Below are 18112 nucleotides of genomic sequence, written 5' to 3' on the forward strand. Positions count from 1 at the left end.
CCGTCTCAGCCGATCTCGCGCGCCGCCTCGGCGACCAGGATCGGCACGCCGTCGCGGATCGGATAGGCGAGCTTGGCGACCGGCGAGATCAGCTCCTGCGCCGCCTCGTCGTATTCCAGCCGCCCCTTGGTCAGCGGGCAGACCAGCAGTTCGAGCAGTTTGGGATCGATCCGGCCGCGCCGGCGATCCTCGGGCTGGAACGCGTCGCTCATCGCGCGGTCTCCCTCATTGCAATGGGCCGACCGGCGTGCCGGCGCCACCGAGCGAGCGCTCGGTGATGGCGACCAGCAGGTTCGCCCGCTCCGCCACCGTGGTGGCCTCCAGCAGCGCCTGCTTCTCGCGCGGGCCGCAGGGCGACATCATCGCCAACCCGTCGACCAGTGCCTCGTTGCCGGCTTCCGAGAAGGTCGAACGGTCGATCTGCGGCGCATTGGCCTCGAGCCAGGCGTCGAGTGCCGACAGCACCGCCTCGCGATCCACCCGGTCCTCGCCGAGCCCCGGCTCGAAGTCGGCGGCGAAGGGCGCGGTGTCGAAGCGGCAGAGCCGATAGGGCGTGGTCGTCGACAGTTCCTCGACGATCGCGAAACGGGCGACACCGGTCAGTCCGATCGTCAGCCGCCCGTCGCCGGTCTCGCCCCACTGGGTGATGCGGCCGACGCAACCGACCTGCTCCAACGGCGGCCGCGACGCCACGGTGACACGCCCGGCGTCGACCTTCGGCTGGATCATGCCGATCAGCCGGTGGCCGGCGAGCGCCGCCTCGATCATGGCGAGATAGCGCGGCTCGAAGATCATCAGCGGCAGCACCCGCCGCGGCAGCAGCAGGGCGCCGGCGAGCGGAAACACCGGCAGCACCGCGGGCAGATCGCCCGGACCGTCGTAGACCTCGTTGCCGGCGCGCGTCATCGGCCCGTCCTCAGGAGAAGAGAACCGAGGACAGTCGCCGACGCCCGTAGAGCGTCGCCGGATCCTTGGGGCCCCAGGCGTCGAAGAAGGTGAGGAGCTGCCGGCGCGCGCCGTCGTCGTTCCAGGTGCGGTCCTTGCGGAAGATCTGGATCAGGTGGTCGACCGCCTCGTTGGGATGGCCCTTGGCGGCGAGCAGCAGGGCGAGGTCGAAGCGAGCCTGATGATCGTCGGGATCGCGGGTGATCCGCGCCTCGAGCTCGGCGGCGTCGCCCAGGCTCGCGGTCTGCTCGGCGACCGCGATGCGCGCCTCGAGCGCCGCGACGCGCGGGTCCTTGGCGGCGGCCGGCGGCAGGGTGGCGAGGATCTGCTTCGCCTCGTCGATCTCGCCGGCGTCGACGCAGACGCCCGCCAGCCCGAGGGCCGCGTCGAGGTTCTCCGGGTCCTGCTGCAGGACGGCGGCGAAATACTGCGACGCCGTCTGCAGATCGCCGGCGGCGGCGGCGGTCACGGCCTCCGCGATCAGCTGATCGACCGGCGAGGGCGCCGCGCCGGCGGTCAGCTTGTCGACGAAGGCCTTGATCTGGCTCTCCGGCACTGCGCCCATGAAGGCATCGACCGGCTGGCCGCCCTTGAAGGCGACCACCGCCGGGATCGAGCGGATGCCCATCTGCCCCGCCACTTCCGGGTGGTGGTCGATGTTCATCTTGACGAGCTTCACCTTGCCCTTGGTCGCCCTGACCACCTTCTCGATCGCCGGGGCGAGCTGCTTGCACGGGCCGCACCACTCCGCCCAGAAGTCGACCAGCACCGGGACCTCCATCGAGGCGTCGATGACGTCCTTGACGAAGTCGCGGGTGGTGGTCTCGCGCACCGTGTCGTCACCGCCGACGGCCGACGCCTGGGCGGGCTTGGCCGTGAGGCCGGGGGAGAAGGTGAAGCTGGGACCGGACATGGCGGGCTTTCTCGGGACGGGCCGGTCGCACCGCGACGCGCGGGACCGGCGGATGGATCTTCGGCACTCAACATGGTGCGATCGGCGGCGTTCCGCAACGCCTCGCCCACACGGCGAGGGCGCCCGCGTCAGTCTTCCGCAGCGATCTTGCCGTCCGACACGGTGACCACCAGCGCCGGATGGCCCTCGGCCTCGAGGAAGTGGAGGAAGTCCTCGCGTCGGATCGCCGTCGTGGCGGTGTTCTCCAACGGATGGAAGTTGAGGATCTCGTGCTGGAGCATCGGCGCATCGACCACCACGGTGACGACCCGCTCGACGTCGTTGACGATGCCGAAGGGGGTCACCGAGCCGGGTGTGACGCCGAGCAGCTCCATCATCGGCTCCGGCTTGCAGAAGGTGACGCGGCCCGAGGCGCCGATCTTCTCGGAGATCGCCTTGAGGTCGATCGCCGCGTCGCCCTCGGCAGTGACGAGGAAGATCCGCCCCTTCTTGTCCTTGATGAAGAGGTTCTTGCTGTGGCCGCCCGGCAGCGCCGCCTTGATCGCGTGGCTCTCGGCCACGGTGAAGACGGCGGGATGATCGTGGGTCGTCGTCTCGATCCCGAGCGCGGCGAGGCGGTCGAGGAGGTCGGCGCGGGAGAGCGGCATGACAGGGGTCCGAACATCGTCGTTGGCGGGTGGCCGGACCTTACGGGAAGCCCCGCCGCGCTGGCAAGGCGGCCGCGCGCGCGACGGTGATGCATCCCCCCACCCCTCGCCGCCCGTCGACGGCGCGAAATCGCCCCGCGCGCGGCCCGTCGCGCAATTTGCCGGCGCATCAGACATCCCATTGAATTCGCTGGCATTTGATTTCAGCGACCCTGTGGAAAACGCTTTCCCGGGCGATCTTCCGAAAAAAGGGGGTTGCCATGTGCCTCGGGCTTTGGCATAGAGGCGCCCGTCCGGCGGCGACGTCGGACATACCCTAAGGATGCGGGTGTAGCTCAGGGGTAGAGCACAACCTTGCCAAGGTTGGGGTCGAGGGTTCAAATCCCTTCGCCCGCTCCAATTTCCCTCTTCGAGAGAGGGAATGTCGACAAGGCCGCCTTCGGGCGGCCTTCGTCGTTTCAGGGCCCTGCCGAGGCGCGATCCGGCGAACTCACGTCGCGAAGACCGCGTCGAAGTCGGCGAAGCCCTTGATCTCGATCGGATTGCCCGACGGATCGCGGAAGAACATCGTCCGCTGCTCGCCCGGTTCGCCGGGGAAGCGGATGAAGGGCTCGATGTCGAAGACGACGCCCGCGGCCTGCAGCCGGTCGGCGATCACCAGCCAGTCGTCGAGACCGAGCACCAGCCCCAGATGCGGCATCGCCACCATGTGGTCGCCGACCCGGCCGGTGTGGGTCACCGCGAAGGGCCGGCCGAGATGCAGCGAGATCTGGTGGCCGAAGAAGTCGAAGTCGACCCAGGTGTCGGTCGATCGCCCCTCGCGACAGCCGAGAATGCCGCCGTAGAAGTCGCGCGCCGCGTCGAGATCGGTGACGTGATAGGCGAGATGGAAGAGCGACTTCATCGGCGAACCTCCGTGCGGTCGACCGGGCCGGGCAGAAATCATGGCACGACGGACGCGACCGCGCGAGAGGGGCTCGCCGTCACAGGCTCGCAGCGGCCGCCTTCGCCGCCTCGAACTCGCCGACCAGCCGGGCGCAGAGCTCGGCGGTCGTCGGCACGTCGGCGATCGAACCGACGCCCTGGCCGGCCGACCACACGGTCTTCCAGGCCTTGGCCTCGTTGTTCATGTCCATCTGGGAATGGGGCGGCAGATTGTCGGGGTCGAGCCCGGCGGCGACGATCGACGGCCGCAGGAAATTGGCGTTCACGCCGCTGATCGCGGACGTATAGACGATGTCGGAGGCCTTGGCGCCGACGATCATCTGCTTGAAGCCCTCCGGCGCCATGCTCTCCTTCGTCGCGATGAAGCGAGTGCCGAGATAGGCGAGATCCGCCCCCATCAGCCGCGCCGCGGCGATCTGCGCGCCGTCCGAGATCGCCCCGCCGAGCACGATCGTGCCGTCGAAGACCGAGCGGATCTCGCGCAGCAGCGCGAAGGGGCTGAGCGTGCCGCCGTGGCCGCCGGCGCCGGCCGCCACCGCGATGATGCCGTCGACGCCGGCCTCCGCCGCCTTCTCGGCATGGCGCCGGCCGATCACGTCGTGGAAGACGAGACCGCCGTAGGAATGGACCGCGTCGACCACGTCCTTCACCGCGCCGAGCGAGGTGATGACCAGCGGAACCTTGCGCCTGACCGTCGTCTCGAGGTCGGCCTTCAGCCGCACGTTGGAGCCGTGGACGATGAGATTGACGCCGAAAGGAGCGCTCGTCGCGTCGAGCCCGCTCTCGATGGCGTCGAGCCACGCCTCGTAGCCCTCGCCGGTGCGCTGGTTCAGCGCCGGAAACGTGCCGACGAGCCCGGCGCGACAGGCCTCGACCACCAGATCGGGGCCCGACACCAGGAACATCGGCGAGACGATCGCCGGCAGACGCAGACGGCCCGAAAAGGCGGCGGGCAAGGGCATGTGTCGATCTCCTCCGTGCCGCGCCGACCCCCGCCGGCGCGTTTTTCGGGAGACTGACATCGCCTCGCCCTTTACGCAATCAGATTTACCAATACGGCATGTTGGTATCGCCGCCACGGTGCGATTCGCACGACACCGCGCCACCGGCGGAAGCTCTCCGCCTCCGAGCGCATGCCGAAGCCACAGGTGACGAAGGACGCCGCGTCGATCCGGCCGTGACCGGACGATGGCCTCCCGGAAGGGATTCGAACCCCTGACCTACGGTTTAGGAAACCGTTGCTCTATCCTGCTGAGCTACCGGGAGGTCTCGTGCCGCGGTGCGCGGGGCCGAACGTCGCCGCATCGACCCTCGCGTCTCGACGCGGGTCGAATAGCATGTTTCGTTCGATGGTGCAGCAGGAACGATGCCGCCGATGTCGCCCTTCCCGACGAACCCGTACCGACGCCGCCGCCCCCTCGCCGGGTGGACGGTGCGGCTCGTCGCGACGGTACTCTGCGCCCTCCTCGTCGCTCCGGAGACGGGCGTTGCCGACGAGGCGCTCTGCCTCGACGGCCCGCGCGAACGGGTCCGGGCCGCAACCGTCCTCGCCGGTGACGAGATCCGCCTCGCCGATGGGCGCGTCCTGCGCTTCGCCGGCGCCGAGGCGCCGCGCCCGCCGCTCTCCGACACCCGGCCCGCCACGCGCACGACCGCCCTCCGCCTCGCCGCCGAGGCGACCGCGGCGCTCGCCGCACGGGTCGAAGGACGCGATCTCGAGGTCCTCGAGATCGGCGAAGATCGTTGGGGGCGACGGCTCGGCCATCTTGTCGACATCTCTGCCGGGCAATGGATCGATGGCGACCTCGTTTCGGACGGCCGGTTGCGCGTGATGCCGATCGCCGACGACGGCACCTGCGCCGCTGCGCTCCTCGTCCGAGAGGACGCGGCCCGCGCGGTCGGGCGCGGTCTGTGGGGCGAATCGCTCTTCGCGGTGCGTCCCGCCGACCACGCTCTGATCGAACGGGTCGGGGACGGCGTCGTGGTGGAAGGCACCGTGCGGTCGGTCGGCCGGTCGCGCGGACGGACATGGCTGAACTTCGGCGAAGACATCGCGCGTGACTTCGCCGTGGTCATGAACGATAACGACCGGAGCCGGTTCGAGCGCGCAGGGCTCGTTCTCGACGACCTGAAGGGGCGTCGGGTCCGCGTCAGGGGCCTTCTCGGCCGCCGTGCCGAGGCTCCGCGGATGACGATCGACGATCCGATGGCGATCGAACGCCTCGGGAGGTGAGGGTGTTGAGGAAGTCCGTCGCCGTAGCTCAGACGAGGCATCGCGCCGTCCGCGCCGCATCCGCGGCACGGAACGCCGTCGCGCTCGTGCTGGTGGCGGCGCTCGCCGGCTGCGGTTCGGTCGGCATGCGCGACGAGATGATCTCGCAACCCGGCCGCCCGCTGATCGACAAGAGCCTCACCGCCCAGAAGTCCGATCCCGAACACGATCGCATCGTCGCCTCCTACGGCGGGCTCTACGACGACCCGGCCGCCGCCCAGGCGGTGGCGCGTGCCGTCGGCCGCCTCGTCGCGGCGTCGGACGATCCGGCCCAGTCCTACCGCATCACCATCCTGAACTCGCAGGCGATCAACGCCTTCGCCCTGCCGAGCGGCAATCTCTACGTGACGCGCGGCCTCCTGGCGCTCGCCGACGACACCTCGGAAGTCGCCGCGGTGATCGCCCACGAGATGGCCCACGTCACCACCCGCCACGCCGCCGCCCGCGCCCGTCGCGCCGAGGCGGCGAGCGAGGTCAACCGCGTCGTCGCCAACGTCATGCAGGATCAGGACGCCCAGCGCCTCGCGCTCGCCTCGACCCAGCTGTCGCTCGCCCGGTTCAGCCAGGTGCAGGAGCTCGAGGCCGACGCCATCGGTATCCGCACCCTCGCCAAGGCCGGTTTCGACCCCTTCGCCTCGTCGCGCTTCCTGTCGTCGATGGCGCGCTTCGCCGACTACCGCACCATGCGCGGCGCGGCGGCGGCCTCGCGCAATCCCGACTTCCTGTCGAGCCACCCCTCGACGCCCGAGCGCATCGCCTTCGCCGTCCGCGCCGCCCGCGAGATCGGCGCGCCGGGCATCGGCGAGCAGGAGAAGGACCAGTATCTGCTCGGCCTCGACGGTATGGTCTTCGGCGACGACCCGACCGAAGGCTTCGTCCGTGGTCGTGCCTTCCTGCACAAGGGCCTGGGCATCCAGTTCACCGTGCCGCAGGGCTACGTGCTGGAGAACACCACCAAGGCGGTGCTCGGCACCGACCAGACCGGCACCGCCATGCGCTTCGACGGCGTCGCGCTGGCGCCCGAGACCTCGCTGGTCGACTATCTCGGCACCGGCTGGGTCAACGGGCTCGAGACGGCGTCGATCAAGGTGTCGAACGTCGGCGAGTTCCCGACCGCGGTCGCCACCGCCCGTGCCGACGGCTGGATCTTCCAGATCGGCCTGCTGCGCAAGGGCCAGACGGTGTTCCGCTTCATCTTCGCCGCCCAGGAGGGTCAGGCGAACCTGGAGACGGCGCTCGCCGAGAGCATGGCGAACTTCCGCAAGCTGACGCCCGAGGAATCGGCACGACTGCGCCCGCTCCACCTGCGGGTGATCCGGGTCAAGGCGGGCGACACGGTCGAGCATCTCGCCGAGCAGATGAGCGGCGTCGATCGCAAGATCGAGCTCTTCCGCATCCTCAACGGCCTCGGCTCGAACGATGCGCCGGAGGTCGGCCGTCTGGTCAAGGTCGTCAGCGAATCCTGACGCCGCCCGTCGGTTCCCGCCGCCGACGTGCGAAGGCCGGAGGCGTTCCCGCCCCCGGCCCGAGGTCTTTCGTCGATCGTTCGCGCGAAGCGCCTCACACGAAGGCGGCGCGGTCGGGATCGCGGGCGAGCAGGGCCGCCTTCAGCTTCTCCAGCGCACGCGCCTCGATCTGGCGCACACGTTCCTTCGAGATGCCGAGCCGCCGCCCGATGGTCTCGAGCGTCTCGCCTTCCTCGCGCAGGCGGCGTTCGCGCACGATCGTCAGTTCGCGCTCGTCGAGCACGCCGAGCGCGTCGGTGAGCCAGACCGTGCGGCGGTCGCCGTCGATCGTCTCCTCGACCGTCTCGTCGACCGCCGGCGCTCCGGAGGCGAGCGAATCCTGCCGCTCGGCGCCGTCCTCCTCGCGATCGAAGGCGGGCGCATTGAGCGAAGTGTCGGGGCCGGAGAGCCGCGCCGCCATCGCCTCGACGTCGGCCAGCGACACGCCGAGTTCCTCGGCGATCTCGCGATGCAGCGCCGCCTCGCCGATGTCACCCTTCTCGGCCATGAGCCGGGCGCGGATGCGGCGCAGGTTGAAGAACAGCGCCTTCTGGTTCGACGAGGTGCCGCCGCGCACGATCGACCAGTTGCGCAGCACGTGGTCCTGGATCGCCGCGCGGATCCACCACGCCGCATAGGTCGAGAAACGCACGTCGCGTTCCGGCTCGAAACGGGAAGCCGCCTCGAGCAGGCCGACATTGCCTTCCTGCACCAGATCGGAGTGATTGAGGCCGTAGCGGCGGAACTTCGCCGCCATGGCGATCACCAGACGCATGTGCGACGCGGTCAGGCGATGGAGCGCCACCTCGTCGCCGTGCTCGCGCCAGCGGATCGCCAGCTGACGCTCTTCCTCGCGTTCGAGGAAGGGTGCGTCCATGGCCGCCCTGACCAGGCGGCGTCGCTCGCTCGTCGCATACGCCATGCCCATCGCTCCTCTCGCCTCGGCTCATCGCTATCGACCGAACCGATCGTCATTGGATGAACAATAGATAACATCGATATCGATGCGGCGGGATAGGTATATTGCCGGTGGCAATGCATGCCGTCCATGCGATTCGCGAATGCCTCGCAATGACGTGAACACCCGTGACGCCGCTCGATCGGCCTCCTTCCGGTCCCTTTCCGACCCTGGAGACGAAAAAAGGGGCCGATCGCTCGGCCCCTCGCTGAATTCCCGGCGGTGAAGCGACCGATCAGGCCGCCTCTTCCTGCTCGTCTTCCATGGCGAAGTCGGCTTCGGTGTCGGCTTCCGCCTCGGCACCGGCCTCGTCGGCCTTGACGACGCGACGCGGGTTCTTCTGCAGATTGGCTTCGATCTGACGGACCGCCTCGGTCTCCGAGATGCGGTCGACGGCGGCGACTTCACGCGCCATGCGGTCGAGGGCCGCCTCGTAGAGCTGGCGCTCGGAATAGGACTGCTCGGGCTGGGTGTCGGCGCGATAGAGGTCGCGGACCACCTCGGCGATGGCGACGAGATCGCCGGAGTTGATCTTGGCCTCGTATTCCTGCGCGCGGCGCGACCACATGGTGCGCTTCACCCGGGCACGACCCTTCACCGTCTCGAGCGCCTTCTTGACCACCGCGGTCTCGGACAGCTTGCGCATGCCGACGGCGGCGATCTTGGACACCGGGACGCGGAGCGTCATCTTGTCCTTCTCGAAGGAGATGACGAAGAGCTCCAGCTTGTAACCGGCGATCTCCTGTTCCTCGATCGAGGTGATCTGGCCGACACCATGGGCCGGGTAGACGATGTGCTCGCCGGCCTTGAATCCGTTGCGGGTCTGGGACGTCTTCTTGATGGGGGTGGTGGCCATACGCCCGATACTCCTGGTCTATCGGCCCCGCTCGGGGCTCGAAGAAACGACGTCGCACCATCCGATGCGGACGCGAGGCGCGTCGCGATCGGATCGTCGCGGACACGTCCACCGCCCCGAGAACACCGGGGCCCGATGGACGCGATCACTCGATTGTCAGCCGGTTCGTCGTATGCTCTCCCGCCCGATCGTCGGGTGCGGAGCGAAGAAATCCTTCGTCTCGGTCGAGGGGCGGCGGGAGGCCGTCACGGTCCGAGACCAATCGATGATCCTGACGATCATTCGGGGAGCTCCGCTGGGGAGAAGCCGGTGGGAAAACGACTGAGGGATATTGCATACCACAAAATCCCCGATCATGAAAGCGGTACGATCGCCCGACTCGCGTGCCGGGCGAATCGTTCCTTCGAGCAAATCCTCGATCTCTCGACGAATTGAAGGTTTTCCGCCGTCCGCGTCCCGCGACGACGTCGCTTTCGCATGTGCGAACGGCGGCCCCTCGCGGGACCGCCGTCGAACGATTCGTCGAACCGAGACGTTTCGACGCACCCCGTCGGGCGCACCCGCCCGCGTCCCGTGCCGCCGCTCGTCTCGGATCTCGGCGAGGTCGCCCTCGCCGGGCGATGTCTCGAGTCAGTCGCCCTCGCCGGGCAGATTCTTCGTTCAGTCGCCCTCGCCGGGCTCCGGCGAGAAGAACTTCTCGAGCTTGCCGGTCTGGCCGTCGAAATCCTTGGCGTCCGGCGCGTGGTCGCGCTTGGAGGTCAGGTTCGGCCACTTCTGGGCAAATTCCGAGTTGAGGGCGAGCCACTTGTCGAGGCCGCTCTCGGTATCCGGCTTGATCGCCTCGGCCGGGCACTCGGGTTCGCAGACGCCGCAGTCGATGCACTCGTCGGGGTGAATGACGAGCATGTTCTCGCCTTCATAGAAGCAGTCGACCGGGCAGACCTCGACGCAGTCGGTGTACTTGCACTTGATGCAGTTGTCGGTGACCACGTAGGTCATGTCGCAATCCTCTCGGGCTCGAAGGCTCCGGCGCGGGCCGGCGGAGCGCTCCTCGGGCTGGAACGCTTCGAAGTTGCTCTCGCGATCGGGGTTAGCCGAGGTCGCGCCTTCGTGCAAGCATGCGATCGTCGGGAAGGGCGAACTTCGCGCGCGCCGTCAGCCCTCGTCACCGTCGATCAGCCGATCGATCGCCCGGCGCTCGCGCTTGGTCGGCCGACCGGCGCCCGCCTCGCGCGTGCCCAGGGCGACGCTCTCCACCTGCGGTTCGCGCGGCGGAGGCGGCGGGCTCAGATCTTCGTAGAGGCGGCTCGCCACCTCGGCCGAGCCGCGGTGGTCGACGAAACCGAGGATCCTCAGCACGCGGACGCGGCCGGGCAGCGTCACCGTCAGCACCTGGCCGGCCTTGACCACCGCCCCCGCCTTGGTCTCGCGTGCGCGATCGACGCGGACGTGTCCGCCCTCGACCAGCGCCTTGGCGAACTCGCGCGTCTTCACCACGCGGGCATGCCAGATCCAACGGTCGATGCGCTGCCGATCGTGTTCCATGTACGGTCCCTGAAGGGTCGCGCCCGCCCGCTCGTCGCGGGCGTGGCGTCACTTCTTCTTGTCGCCCGGGCCCTTCTGCTCGAGCTCGGCCTTGAGGGCGAGGAGCTTGGCGAAGGGCGAATTGGGATCGAGCGGCTTCTCCGGCCGCGCCTCGCGCTGCGGACGATGGTCGTCGCGGCGCTGCGGACGATCGCCACGGCCCTGCTCGGGACGGCCGCGACCGCCCTCGGGACGCGGACCGCGCGGCCGATCGCCGCCCTCGCGGTTCTGGAAGCCGCCTTCGCGATTTTGGAAGCCGCCTTCGCGGGGACGACGCGGGCCACCGCCCTCGCCGCCTTCGCGACGATCACCGTCGCGGCGCGGACCGCCGCGCTGGCCCTGGTGACCATGGCCGCGATGATGATGCTCGCCGCGCTCGAACCGACCCGGACGCCAGACGTCCACCTCGACCTCGACGGTCTCGACCACCGCTTCGACGACCGGAGCCGCCTCGACCACCTCGGCAGCCTCGGCCGGCGCCTCCTCGACGACCGGCGCTTCGGCCGGAGCTTCTTCGGCGACGGCCTCGATCACCGGGGTCTCGACGACGTCGGTCTCGGCAACGGCCTCGACGCTCTCCGCCGGCGCCTCGACCGAGGCTTCCTCGACCGGCGCGTCCGCTGCGACTTCGACCGGAGCCGCCGCTTCGGCGGCCGCAGCCGCGACGGGCGCGGCGACGGTCTTGGTGACCTTGCGCTTCTCGACGCGATAGCCGAGCGACTTCAGCACCGAGGCGAAGTCCTCGCCCGAGCAGCCGAGCAGCGACGTCATCGCCACCGTCACGGTGAAGGCACCGCCGCCGGCGAGCGCGCCGTCGGGCGGCGTCACGGTCGGGTCGAGCGGCTTCCAGGCGATCAGCGGACGGATGATGTCGGCGAGGCGCTCGAGAATGTCGATGCGCACCGCGCGCTCGCCGCAGACCCGGAAACCGGCGATGCGATAGAGCTGCTTGGGGATCGTCTTGTCGACCGGGATCGAGGTGCGACCCGAGGCCGAGAGATGGTTGAGGTCGACCGCCGAATGGGTGTCGACGTCCGGATTGGCGAGCGCCCACAACCGCGCCACCAGCGCCGACGGCGCCGGCTTCAGGAGCGCCGGCACGAAGATGTGATAGGCGCCGAAGCGGATGCCGTACTTGCGCAAGCTGGCGCGCATCGTCTGGTCGAGCGCCTTGACGTCCTCGGCGATCTGCGACCGCTCGATCACGCCGAGCGCCTCGACGACGCGGAAGGCGACGCCCTTGCCGATGCCGTCGACGTCCGCCGCGTCGCGCAGGTCGATCAGCGGCTTCAGGAGATTGGTGATCTGGGCGCCGATCCACAGTTCGAGCCGTGCCTGCACCTTGTCGCGGGCCGGGCCGGTCAGTTGCTCGTCGGCGAGCAGGATGACGGCGGGCTTCAAGGCGTCGGCGCCCGGTGCGAGCTTGGCGACCGCGTCGCCCAGCCAGCGGATCGAACCGTCGGCGGCGAGTGCGAACTCGCCGTCGCCGCCGCGACCGAGCTTCTCGGCCCGCGCCTCGATCTCACCGGCGAGCGCCTTGGCGGCGGCGTTGCGCAGTGCGCGGGCGTCCTCGCCCTCGGCGCTGGCGTCTGCGACGAAGCGGAACCCCTGGAGGTGTCCGACGCGATGGCCCTCGACGATCACGTCGCCACCGTTGGAGATCTCGGCTTCGATCATGGCATTCTCTCTCAGGCGTCTCATCAGGACGGAAGTGCGCCGATCCACGAAACGCCGGGTCAGGCTCTCGTGCAGGGCATCGGAAAGTCGATCCTCGATCGCGCGCGTCTTGTCGCGCCAATGGACGGGGTCCGTCAACCAGTCGGGACGATTGGCGACGAAGGTCCATGTGCGCACATGCGCGATTCGGGCCGACAGAGTATCGATGTCCCCGTCGATCCGATCCGCCTCGGCGAGCTGCCGGGCGAACCAGTCGGAGGGGATGGTGCCCTTTTCGACGAGGAATCGAAAGAGGGTCGCGACCAGATCGGCATGATTGGCGGGCGCGATCTTGCGATAATCGGGCACCTGCGCCACGTCCCACAACAGCGCCACGCGTTCGCGGCCCTGCGCCAGACGCATGACGTCGGCATCGCGCACCGCCAGATCCAGCGCCCGCTGGTCGTCCGCCTCCGGCGCCCGCGTCAGGCCTTCCTCACGCGGCGCCTGATCGAGACTGCGCCGCAATGCCGCGATCGACGCGAAGTCGAGCGCCGGATTGCGCCACTGGAAACGCTGCAGCGCGTTGAAGCGATGGGCCTCGAGCTGTTCGACCAGCTCGTCCGGCAACGGATCGACCCGCCCCGTCACCCCGAAGGTGCCGTCGCGCAGATGTCGCCCGGCGCGGCCGGCGATCTGGCCGAACTCCGCCGCCGTCAGGCTGCGATACTGCCAGCCGTCGAACTTGCGGGAGCCGGCGAAGGCGACGTGATCGACGTCGAGATTGAGCCCCATGCCGATCGCGTCGGTGGCGACCAGAATGTCGACGTCGCCCGACTGGAAGAGCTCGACCTGGGCGTTGCGGGTGCGGGGGGAAAGCGCGCCCATCACCACCGCCGCACCGCCCCTCTGGCGACGGATCAGCTCGGCGATGCCGTAGACCTCCTCGGCCGAGAAGGCGACGACCGCGGTGCGGGCGGGCAGACGCAGGAGCTTCTTCGAGCCGGCATAGGTCAGCAGCGACATGCGCGGCCGCGACACCACGATCAGGCCCGGCACCAGCTTCTCGAGCAGATCGCGCGCCGTGGCGGCCCCCAGCAGCAGCGTCTCGTTCTTGCCGCGCAGATTGAGGATGCGGTCGGTGAAGACGTGGCCGCGCTCGAGATCGCCGGCGAGCTGCACCTCGTCGATCGCCACGAAGTCGACGTCGGCCGAGCGCGGCATCGCCTCAACGGTCGAGACCCAGTAACGGGCGTGTTTCGGGACGATCTTCTCCTCGCCCGTCACCAGCGCCACGGCATGCTTACCGGCGCGTTCGACCAGCTTGCCGTAGACCTCGCGGGCGAGCAGCCGCAGCGGCAGGCCGATCAGGCCGGTGCGGTTGGCCAGCATCCGCTCGATCGCCATGTGCGTCTTGCCGGTGTTGGTCGGGCCGAGCACGGCCGTGACCGTGCGCGCACGAGCCGAGCGCGGCAATTGAGGCAGCGAGGCGAGGTCGGAGGGACGAGGCGCCGAGGTGGTCGTGTTCACGTGGTCGAACCGGAACGGGTCGCGACGGGCGGATCGGAGAGCGACCCTTAGCACGGGGCTGCGGCGATTGCGCCCCCTTAATCGTTTCCCGCCGACGACGACGCGTCGCCCGACACCTCCGTTCACCCCTCGGCGGCAACCGGAACGAGTCTGGAACGAACCCGGCCCGAATCGCTGACTCGGCCCGATTCCAGTTCCGTTCCCCACGAGATCTGGTGCCGCCGCCCCGCCGCCGCACCAATTTCCGAATCGTCGTCAGAGACTTGGGCGAGAATGATGAACGAACGGCAACCGCTTCGTCCCGTCCCGGGACGGCGCTCGGCAGGACCTGCGAGCCACAACCATCACGAGTCCGCGAGGTCGCCGCGCCGGCGCCGATCCTGGCCCGAACAACGAAAAAGGCCGGGGTCTCCCCCGGCCTCTCGCATGTCCGATGTGGTCGCCCGCAGATCAGTCGAGATCGCGGATGTCGACGAAGCGGCCCTTGATCGCGGCAGCCGCCGCCATGGCGGGGCTCACCAGATGGGTACGGCCCTTGAAGCCCTGACGGCCCTCGAAGTTGCGGTTCGAGGTCGAGGCCGAACGCTCGCCGGGCGACAGCCGGTCGGCGTTCATCGCCAGACACATCGAGCAGCCCGGCTCGCGCCATTCGAAGCCGGCCTCGATGAAGATCTTGTCGAGACCCTCGGCCTCGGCCTGCTCCTTGACGAGGCCCGAGCCCGGCACCGCCAGAGCGCGGACGCCCTCGGCCACCTTGCGGCCCTTGGCGACCGCGGCGGCGGCACGGAAGTCCTCGATGCGGCCGTTGGTGCAGGAGCCGATGAAGACCGTGTCGATCTTGACGTCGGTCATCTTCATGCCCGGCTTCAGATCCATGTACTCGAGCGCGCGCTGCTTGGAGACGCGCTTGGTCTCGTCGGCGATCGCCGCCGGATCCGGGATCGGCTGGTCGATGGCGATGACGTCTTCCGGCGAGGTGCCCCAGGTGACGTTGGGCTTGAGCGTCGACGCGTCGATGTGGATCTCGGCGTCGAACTTCGCGCCCTCGTCCGAGAACAGCGTCTTCCAGTAGGCGACGGCCGCGTCCCACTTCTCGCCCTTGGGCGACTTCGGCTTGCCCTCGAAATAGGCGATGGTCGCGGCGTCCGGCGCGATCAGGCCGGCGCGGGCGCCCGCTTCGATCGACATGTTGCAGACGGTCATGCGGCCCTCGATCGAGAGGTCCATGATCGCGTCGCCGGCATATTCGATGACGTAGCCGGTGCCGCCGGCGGTGCCGAGCCTGCCGATGATGGCGAGCACGATGTCCTTGGCGGTGATGCCCTCCGGCGCCTTGCCGGAGACCAGCACGCGCATGTTCTTGGCCTTGGCCTGGACCAGCGTCTGGGTGGCGAGCACGTGCTCGACCTCCGACGTGCCGATGCCGTGGGCGAGCGCGCCGAAGGCACCGTGGGTCGAGGTGTGGCTGTCGCCGCAGACGATCGTGGTGCCGGGCAGGGTGAAGCCCTGCTCCGGGCCGACGACGTGGCACACGCCCTGACGGATGTCGAAGGCGTCGTAGTACTCGAGGCCGAAGTCGGCGGCGTTGCGGGCGATGGTCGCCACCTGCAGCGCCGATTCCGGATCGTCGATGCCCTTGGAACGGTCGGTGGTCGGCACGTTGTGGTCGACGACCAGCAGCGTCTTCTCCGGCGCGCGGACCTTGCGGCCGGCGACGCGCAGCCCCTCGAAGGCCTGCGGGCTCGTCACTTCGTGGACGAGGTGACGATCGATGTAGATGAGCGAGGTACCGTCCGGCTGGGTGGCGACGACGTGATCGTCCCAGATCTTGTCGTAGAGCGTGCGCGGAGCCATCGGCCGTATCCTTCTCGAGACGGGAAAACGTGGGGGCTCATTTAGAACAGGTCGGGCCGAAGGGAAAGGGCCGAAACGCGCGGCGGCACGGCTCGCGCGCGCCCGAGTGCTTGCAATGGGCGGCGAATGTTGCTATCGACCCGCCCGTCCGGCGTGATCGCCGTCGACGCGGCTTCCGCGTCGCCTTCACGATCACGCGACCGACAGAGGTCGCCGCGGTAGCTCAGCTGGTAGAGCACGTCATTCGTAATGATGGGGTCGGGGGTTCGAATCCCTTCCGCGGCACCACCCACAGGTTGCATAGCTACACATTGCGCGCCATTTTCGCTCGGGAAACCAGCGACTTGGCTCATGTGTGCTGCACATAGCTCGACACTGCGAAACGCGCTAGAATCCGCGAAAATTGGTACCAGAGGTTGTCTGTTACCCGTGGAGCGAGGGCGTTACCCATGTCGCTGTCGGATTTCACAATCAAAAGCGCCGAGCCGAGAGAAAAAGCGTATCGCCTCGCCGACGGTGATGGTCTGTATATTCAAGTTCGACCTAACGGCTCGAAGCTTTGGCAAATGAAATACAGGTATGACTGTAAAGATAACATTCTATCGTTCGGACAATACCCGATAGTCACTTTGCGCGAGGCGCGACAAAAGCGCGACGAGGCACGAACACTTCTGAAGGACGGCATCAGCCCGTCGCAGCAGCGGCAGATGAAAAAGCAGGCGCACCTGAAATCCGCTGCCAACACCTTCAAACTACTCGCCAACGAATATATAGACCGCCTCGTCGACAGGGAAATGGCCGATACGACACTGTCGAAGGTCCGGTGGTTGCTGCATACGGTCGCTGCACCGCTTGCCGATCGCCCGATCCGCGAGATCAACGCAGCGGAAATTCTGCTGCTCTTGCAGAAGGTGGAGAAGACCGGCCGGCGCGAAACGGCGAAGCGCCTGCGTGGCGTCATCGGTGCCGTGTTCCGGCACGCCGTCGTCACGTTGCGGGCGGAGACCGATCCGACTGTCTTCCTGCGCGGCGCACTCTTGCCGCCGAAGACGCAGAACCGAGCGGCGATCACCGACGAGCAGGCGTTCGGTCGCCTGATGCTGTCGATCGACGAATACGACGGCTATCCCTCGCTGAAGGCGGCGCTGCAATTTCTCGCGCTCACCTGCGTTCGGCCGGGAGAGGTGCGCGGCGCTGTGCGTGAAGAGTTCGACCTCGACAAGGCGGTCTGGCGTATCCCCGCGGAGCGCATGAAGATGCGTCATCCGCATGAGGTGCCGTTGTCGAAGCAGGCGCTCGCGGTGCTGGACGAGGTGTGGCCATACTCCGAACATGCGTCGCTGGTGTTCCCCTCGATCCGATCGAATCGTCGCCCGCTCTCGGAAAACTCCATGAACGCCGCGCTGCGCCGCCTCGGCTACACCAAGGATGAGGTGACGGCCCACGGCTTCCGCGCCACGGCGAGCACGATATTGAACAGCCGCGGCTACGACTCCGACGTCATCGAAGCCGTCTTGGCGCACCAGGATCGAAACACGGTGCGCCGCGCCTACAACCGCTCGAAATACTGGCCGCAGCGCGTGGCGCTGATGCAGGACTGGGCCGACCTGCTCGACGAGTTGAAGCGAGAGAAGCCGGTCGAGCGACGTGGTGGTCGGGGTCGGTAGCGGCTGCGCGTTGACGGGCGGGTGTCCGACTGCACACGCTTGTCGTGTGGACCGCCTCGGGACTACACTCTTCCTGCTCTGGGCTAACCGGACGTTGCAGCGTCCCTTTCACGAGGGAACTGTCATGTCACGGAAGCTGGTATCCAAGAAGGAACTGAAGTCGGTCTACGGCGTCCCCTACTCGTTCGTGCACATCGCACGGCTCGAAGCCGCCGGCACCTTCCCCAAGCGGATCATGCTCGGCGCCTGTCGCGTCGCGTGGGTCGCGGAAGAAGTGGAAGCCTGGATCGACGACAAGATCGCCAACCGCGCTCGCACGTCTCCTTCCTAGGAAGGGCAAGGGGCCTGGGGTCCAAGCCAGGCCCCTTTAACGTTGGGCCAATGACCGACCGCATCGCGCCGATTGCGGCCACTGGCCTTACAGGCTGCATCGCACCAAACGCAGCCGTAGTCCGCGTCGACCTCAATGGCCGTGTCGGTGGTGGAGATCGGGGTAGTGGACGTGGGCGTGGACCAGCGGCGCATGTCTGTGGAGATGTGTGTGCGGCTCGCTCACCGGTCCATTTTGGACGTGGTCGTGGTGGTCGTCGTGAGAATGTGGATGCTCGTGCTCGATCTCGTCGTGGGAATGGTCGTGTTCGTGGCGTTCGATCAGGTGCAGCCATAGACCGATCGCCATGAGGGCCGCGGCTAGGCCAAGCCGAACCGTCACCTCCTCGCCGACAACGCCGACCGCCAGAAGCGCGCCGATGAAGGGAGCGAGCGAGAAATAGGCGCAGG

16 protein-coding genes, 3 tRNA genes and 1 pseudogene are annotated in these 18112 nt (G+C 68.2%); 6 read left to right on the top strand and 14 right to left on the bottom strand.

Annotated elements, in window-relative coordinates:
• Positions 1 to 5: 5 nt before the first annotated feature.
• From ACT53U_RS14825 to ACT53U_RS14840, 4 genes are all read right to left on the bottom strand, one after another.
• Positions 6 to 212 carry a Trm112 family protein gene (locus ACT53U_RS14825; protein ID WP_476133781.1) on the bottom strand — a complete coding sequence of 69 codons (207 nt, stop codon included), beginning with the start codon at positions 210 to 212 and terminating at the stop codon, positions 6 to 8.
• 13 nt (positions 213 to 225) lie between these two features.
• Complete coding sequence (locus ACT53U_RS14830; protein WP_476156304.1) at positions 226 to 906, bottom strand: LON peptidase substrate-binding domain-containing protein; 681 nt, start codon at positions 904 to 906, stop codon at positions 226 to 228.
• A gap of 10 nt (positions 907 to 916) precedes the next feature.
• A complete protein-coding gene (gene trxA / locus ACT53U_RS14835) occupies positions 917 to 1858 on the bottom strand; it encodes a thioredoxin (protein WP_476156306.1) in 942 nt (313 codons plus the stop codon).
• A 128-nt stretch (positions 1859 to 1986) separates the two neighbouring features.
• Complete coding sequence (locus tag ACT53U_RS14840) at positions 1987 to 2505, bottom strand: prolyl-tRNA synthetase associated domain-containing protein (protein ID WP_476156308.1); 519 nt, start codon at positions 2503 to 2505, stop codon at positions 1987 to 1989.
• Between the two features lie 324 nt (positions 2506 to 2829).
• Between ACT53U_RS14840 and ACT53U_RS14845 the strand changes: the two genes are divergently transcribed.
• Positions 2830 to 2904: transfer RNA gene (locus tag ACT53U_RS14845), tRNA-Gly, on the top strand.
• A 91-nt stretch (positions 2905 to 2995) separates the two neighbouring features.
• Here ACT53U_RS14845 and ACT53U_RS14850 read toward each other — a convergent pair.
• The 3 genes from ACT53U_RS14850 to ACT53U_RS14860 all read right to left on the bottom strand — a co-directional run bounded on the left by ACT53U_RS14850 (position 2996) and on the right by ACT53U_RS14860 (position 4716).
• Entirely contained in the window at positions 2996 to 3409 is a 414-nt protein-coding gene (locus ACT53U_RS14850; protein WP_476156310.1) for a VOC family protein, read from the bottom strand.
• A gap of 79 nt (positions 3410 to 3488) precedes the next feature.
• Positions 3489 to 4412 carry an NAD(P)H-dependent flavin oxidoreductase gene (locus ACT53U_RS14855; RefSeq protein ID WP_476156312.1) on the bottom strand — a complete coding sequence of 308 codons (924 nt, stop codon included), beginning with the start codon at positions 4410 to 4412 and terminating at the stop codon, positions 3489 to 3491.
• 227 nt (positions 4413 to 4639) lie between these two features.
• Positions 4640 to 4716 (bottom strand) — tRNA-Arg (locus ACT53U_RS14860).
• Between the two features lie 109 nt (positions 4717 to 4825).
• Between ACT53U_RS14860 and ACT53U_RS14865 the strand changes: the two genes are divergently transcribed.
• Positions 4826 to 5683, top strand: a complete 858-nt coding sequence (locus tag ACT53U_RS14865) for a thermonuclease family protein (RefSeq protein WP_476156314.1) — start codon at positions 4826 to 4828, stop codon at positions 5681 to 5683.
• Positions 5684 to 5688: 5 nt separating this feature from the next.
• A complete protein-coding gene (locus ACT53U_RS14870; protein WP_476156316.1) occupies positions 5689 to 7188 on the top strand; it encodes a M48 family metalloprotease in 1500 nt (499 codons plus the stop codon).
• 94 nt (positions 7189 to 7282) lie between these two features.
• On the opposite strand, the gene ACT53U_RS14875 is transcribed toward ACT53U_RS14870, so the two are convergent.
• The 6 genes from ACT53U_RS14875 to leuC all read right to left on the bottom strand — a co-directional run bounded on the left by ACT53U_RS14875 (position 7283) and on the right by leuC (position 15665).
• On the bottom strand, positions 7283 to 8149 hold the full coding sequence (locus ACT53U_RS14875) for an RNA polymerase factor sigma-32 (protein WP_476156318.1): 867 nt from the start codon (positions 8147 to 8149) through the stop codon (positions 7283 to 7285).
• Positions 8150 to 8420: 271 nt separating this feature from the next.
• Positions 8421 to 9041, bottom strand: coding sequence for a CarD family transcriptional regulator (locus tag ACT53U_RS14880; RefSeq protein WP_476156319.1), 621 nt, complete (start codon positions 9039 to 9041; stop codon positions 8421 to 8423).
• Positions 9042 to 9701: 660 nt separating this feature from the next.
• Positions 9702 to 10040 carry a ferredoxin FdxA gene (gene fdxA, locus ACT53U_RS14885; protein ID WP_476156321.1) on the bottom strand — a complete coding sequence of 113 codons (339 nt, stop codon included), beginning with the start codon at positions 10038 to 10040 and terminating at the stop codon, positions 9702 to 9704.
• Positions 10041 to 10196: 156 nt separating this feature from the next.
• Positions 10197 to 10586: an RNA-binding S4 domain-containing protein gene (locus ACT53U_RS14890; protein ID WP_476156323.1), complete on the bottom strand. Its 390-nt coding sequence runs from the start codon at positions 10584 to 10586 to the stop codon at positions 10197 to 10199.
• A gap of 48 nt (positions 10587 to 10634) precedes the next feature.
• Positions 10635 to 13688: a helicase-related protein gene (locus ACT53U_RS14895; protein WP_476156370.1), complete on the bottom strand. Its 3054-nt coding sequence runs from the start codon at positions 13686 to 13688 to the stop codon at positions 10635 to 10637.
• A gap of 573 nt (positions 13689 to 14261) precedes the next feature.
• Positions 14262 to 15665, bottom strand: a complete 1404-nt coding sequence (gene leuC / locus ACT53U_RS14900) for a 3-isopropylmalate dehydratase large subunit (RefSeq protein WP_476156325.1) — start codon at positions 15663 to 15665, stop codon at positions 14262 to 14264.
• A 212-nt stretch (positions 15666 to 15877) separates the two neighbouring features.
• Here leuC and ACT53U_RS14905 point away from each other — a divergent pair.
• From ACT53U_RS14905 to ACT53U_RS14915, 3 genes are all read left to right on the top strand, one after another.
• Positions 15878 to 15953 (top strand) — tRNA-Thr (locus ACT53U_RS14905).
• 161 nt (positions 15954 to 16114) lie between these two features.
• The gene (locus ACT53U_RS14910; RefSeq protein ID WP_476156327.1) at positions 16115 to 17332 is read left to right on the top strand and encodes a tyrosine-type recombinase/integrase; all 1218 of its coding nucleotides are present in this window, start codon (positions 16115 to 16117) and stop codon (positions 17330 to 17332) included.
• A 124-nt stretch (positions 17333 to 17456) separates the two neighbouring features.
• Complete coding sequence (locus ACT53U_RS14915; protein ID WP_476156329.1) at positions 17457 to 17663, top strand: helix-turn-helix transcriptional regulator; 207 nt, start codon at positions 17457 to 17459, stop codon at positions 17661 to 17663.
• A gap of 132 nt (positions 17664 to 17795) precedes the next feature.
• Here ACT53U_RS14915 and ACT53U_RS14920 read toward each other — a convergent pair.
• Positions 17796 to 18107, bottom strand: a pseudogene (locus ACT53U_RS14920) (EamA family transporter); the annotation flags it as partial.
• Between the last annotated feature and the right edge of the window lie 5 nt (positions 18108 to 18112).

Source organism: Pinisolibacter sp. DMC19 (assembly GCF_056313985.1).

What these genes read in the sequence shown, in the direction of transcription:
- ACT53U_RS14865 (WP_476156314.1), top strand. Translation starts at nt 4,826, where the DNA reads ATGTCGCCCTTCCCGACGAACCCGTACCGACGCCGCCGCCCCCTCGCC.
- ACT53U_RS14840 (WP_476156308.1), bottom strand. Translation starts at nt 2,505, where the DNA reads ATGCCGCTCTCCCGCGCCGACCTCCTCGACCGCCTCGCCGCGCTCGGG.
- ACT53U_RS14880 (WP_476156319.1), bottom strand. Translation starts at nt 9,041, where the DNA reads ATGGCCACCACCCCCATCAAGAAGACGTCCCAGACCCGCAACGGATTC.
- ACT53U_RS14830 (WP_476156304.1), bottom strand. Translation starts at nt 906, where the DNA reads ATGACGCGCGCCGGCAACGAGGTCTACGACGGTCCGGGCGATCTGCCC.
- ACT53U_RS14910 (WP_476156327.1), top strand. Translation starts at nt 16,115, where the DNA reads ATGTCGCTGTCGGATTTCACAATCAAAAGCGCCGAGCCGAGAGAAAAA.
- ACT53U_RS14895 (WP_476156370.1), bottom strand. Translation starts at nt 13,688, where the DNA reads ATGGCGATCGAGCGGATGCTGGCCAACCGCACCGGCCTGATCGGCCTG.
- ACT53U_RS14915 (WP_476156329.1), top strand. Translation starts at nt 17,457, where the DNA reads ATGTCACGGAAGCTGGTATCCAAGAAGGAACTGAAGTCGGTCTACGGC.
- leuC (WP_476156325.1), bottom strand. Translation starts at nt 15,665, where the DNA reads ATGGCTCCGCGCACGCTCTACGACAAGATCTGGGACGATCACGTCGTC.
- ACT53U_RS14855 (WP_476156312.1), bottom strand. Translation starts at nt 4,412, where the DNA reads ATGCCCTTGCCCGCCGCCTTTTCGGGCCGTCTGCGTCTGCCGGCGATC.
- ACT53U_RS14890 (WP_476156323.1), bottom strand. Translation starts at nt 10,586, where the DNA reads ATGGAACACGATCGGCAGCGCATCGACCGTTGGATCTGGCATGCCCGC.
- trxA (WP_476156306.1), bottom strand. Translation starts at nt 1,858, where the DNA reads ATGTCCGGTCCCAGCTTCACCTTCTCCCCCGGCCTCACGGCCAAGCCC.
- fdxA (WP_476156321.1), bottom strand. Translation starts at nt 10,040, where the DNA reads ATGACCTACGTGGTCACCGACAACTGCATCAAGTGCAAGTACACCGAC.
- ACT53U_RS14825 (WP_476133781.1), bottom strand. Translation starts at nt 212, where the DNA reads ATGAGCGACGCGTTCCAGCCCGAGGATCGCCGGCGCGGCCGGATCGAT.
- ACT53U_RS14850 (WP_476156310.1), bottom strand. Translation starts at nt 3,409, where the DNA reads ATGAAGTCGCTCTTCCATCTCGCCTATCACGTCACCGATCTCGACGCG.
- ACT53U_RS14875 (WP_476156318.1), bottom strand. Translation starts at nt 8,149, where the DNA reads ATGGCGTATGCGACGAGCGAGCGACGCCGCCTGGTCAGGGCGGCCATG.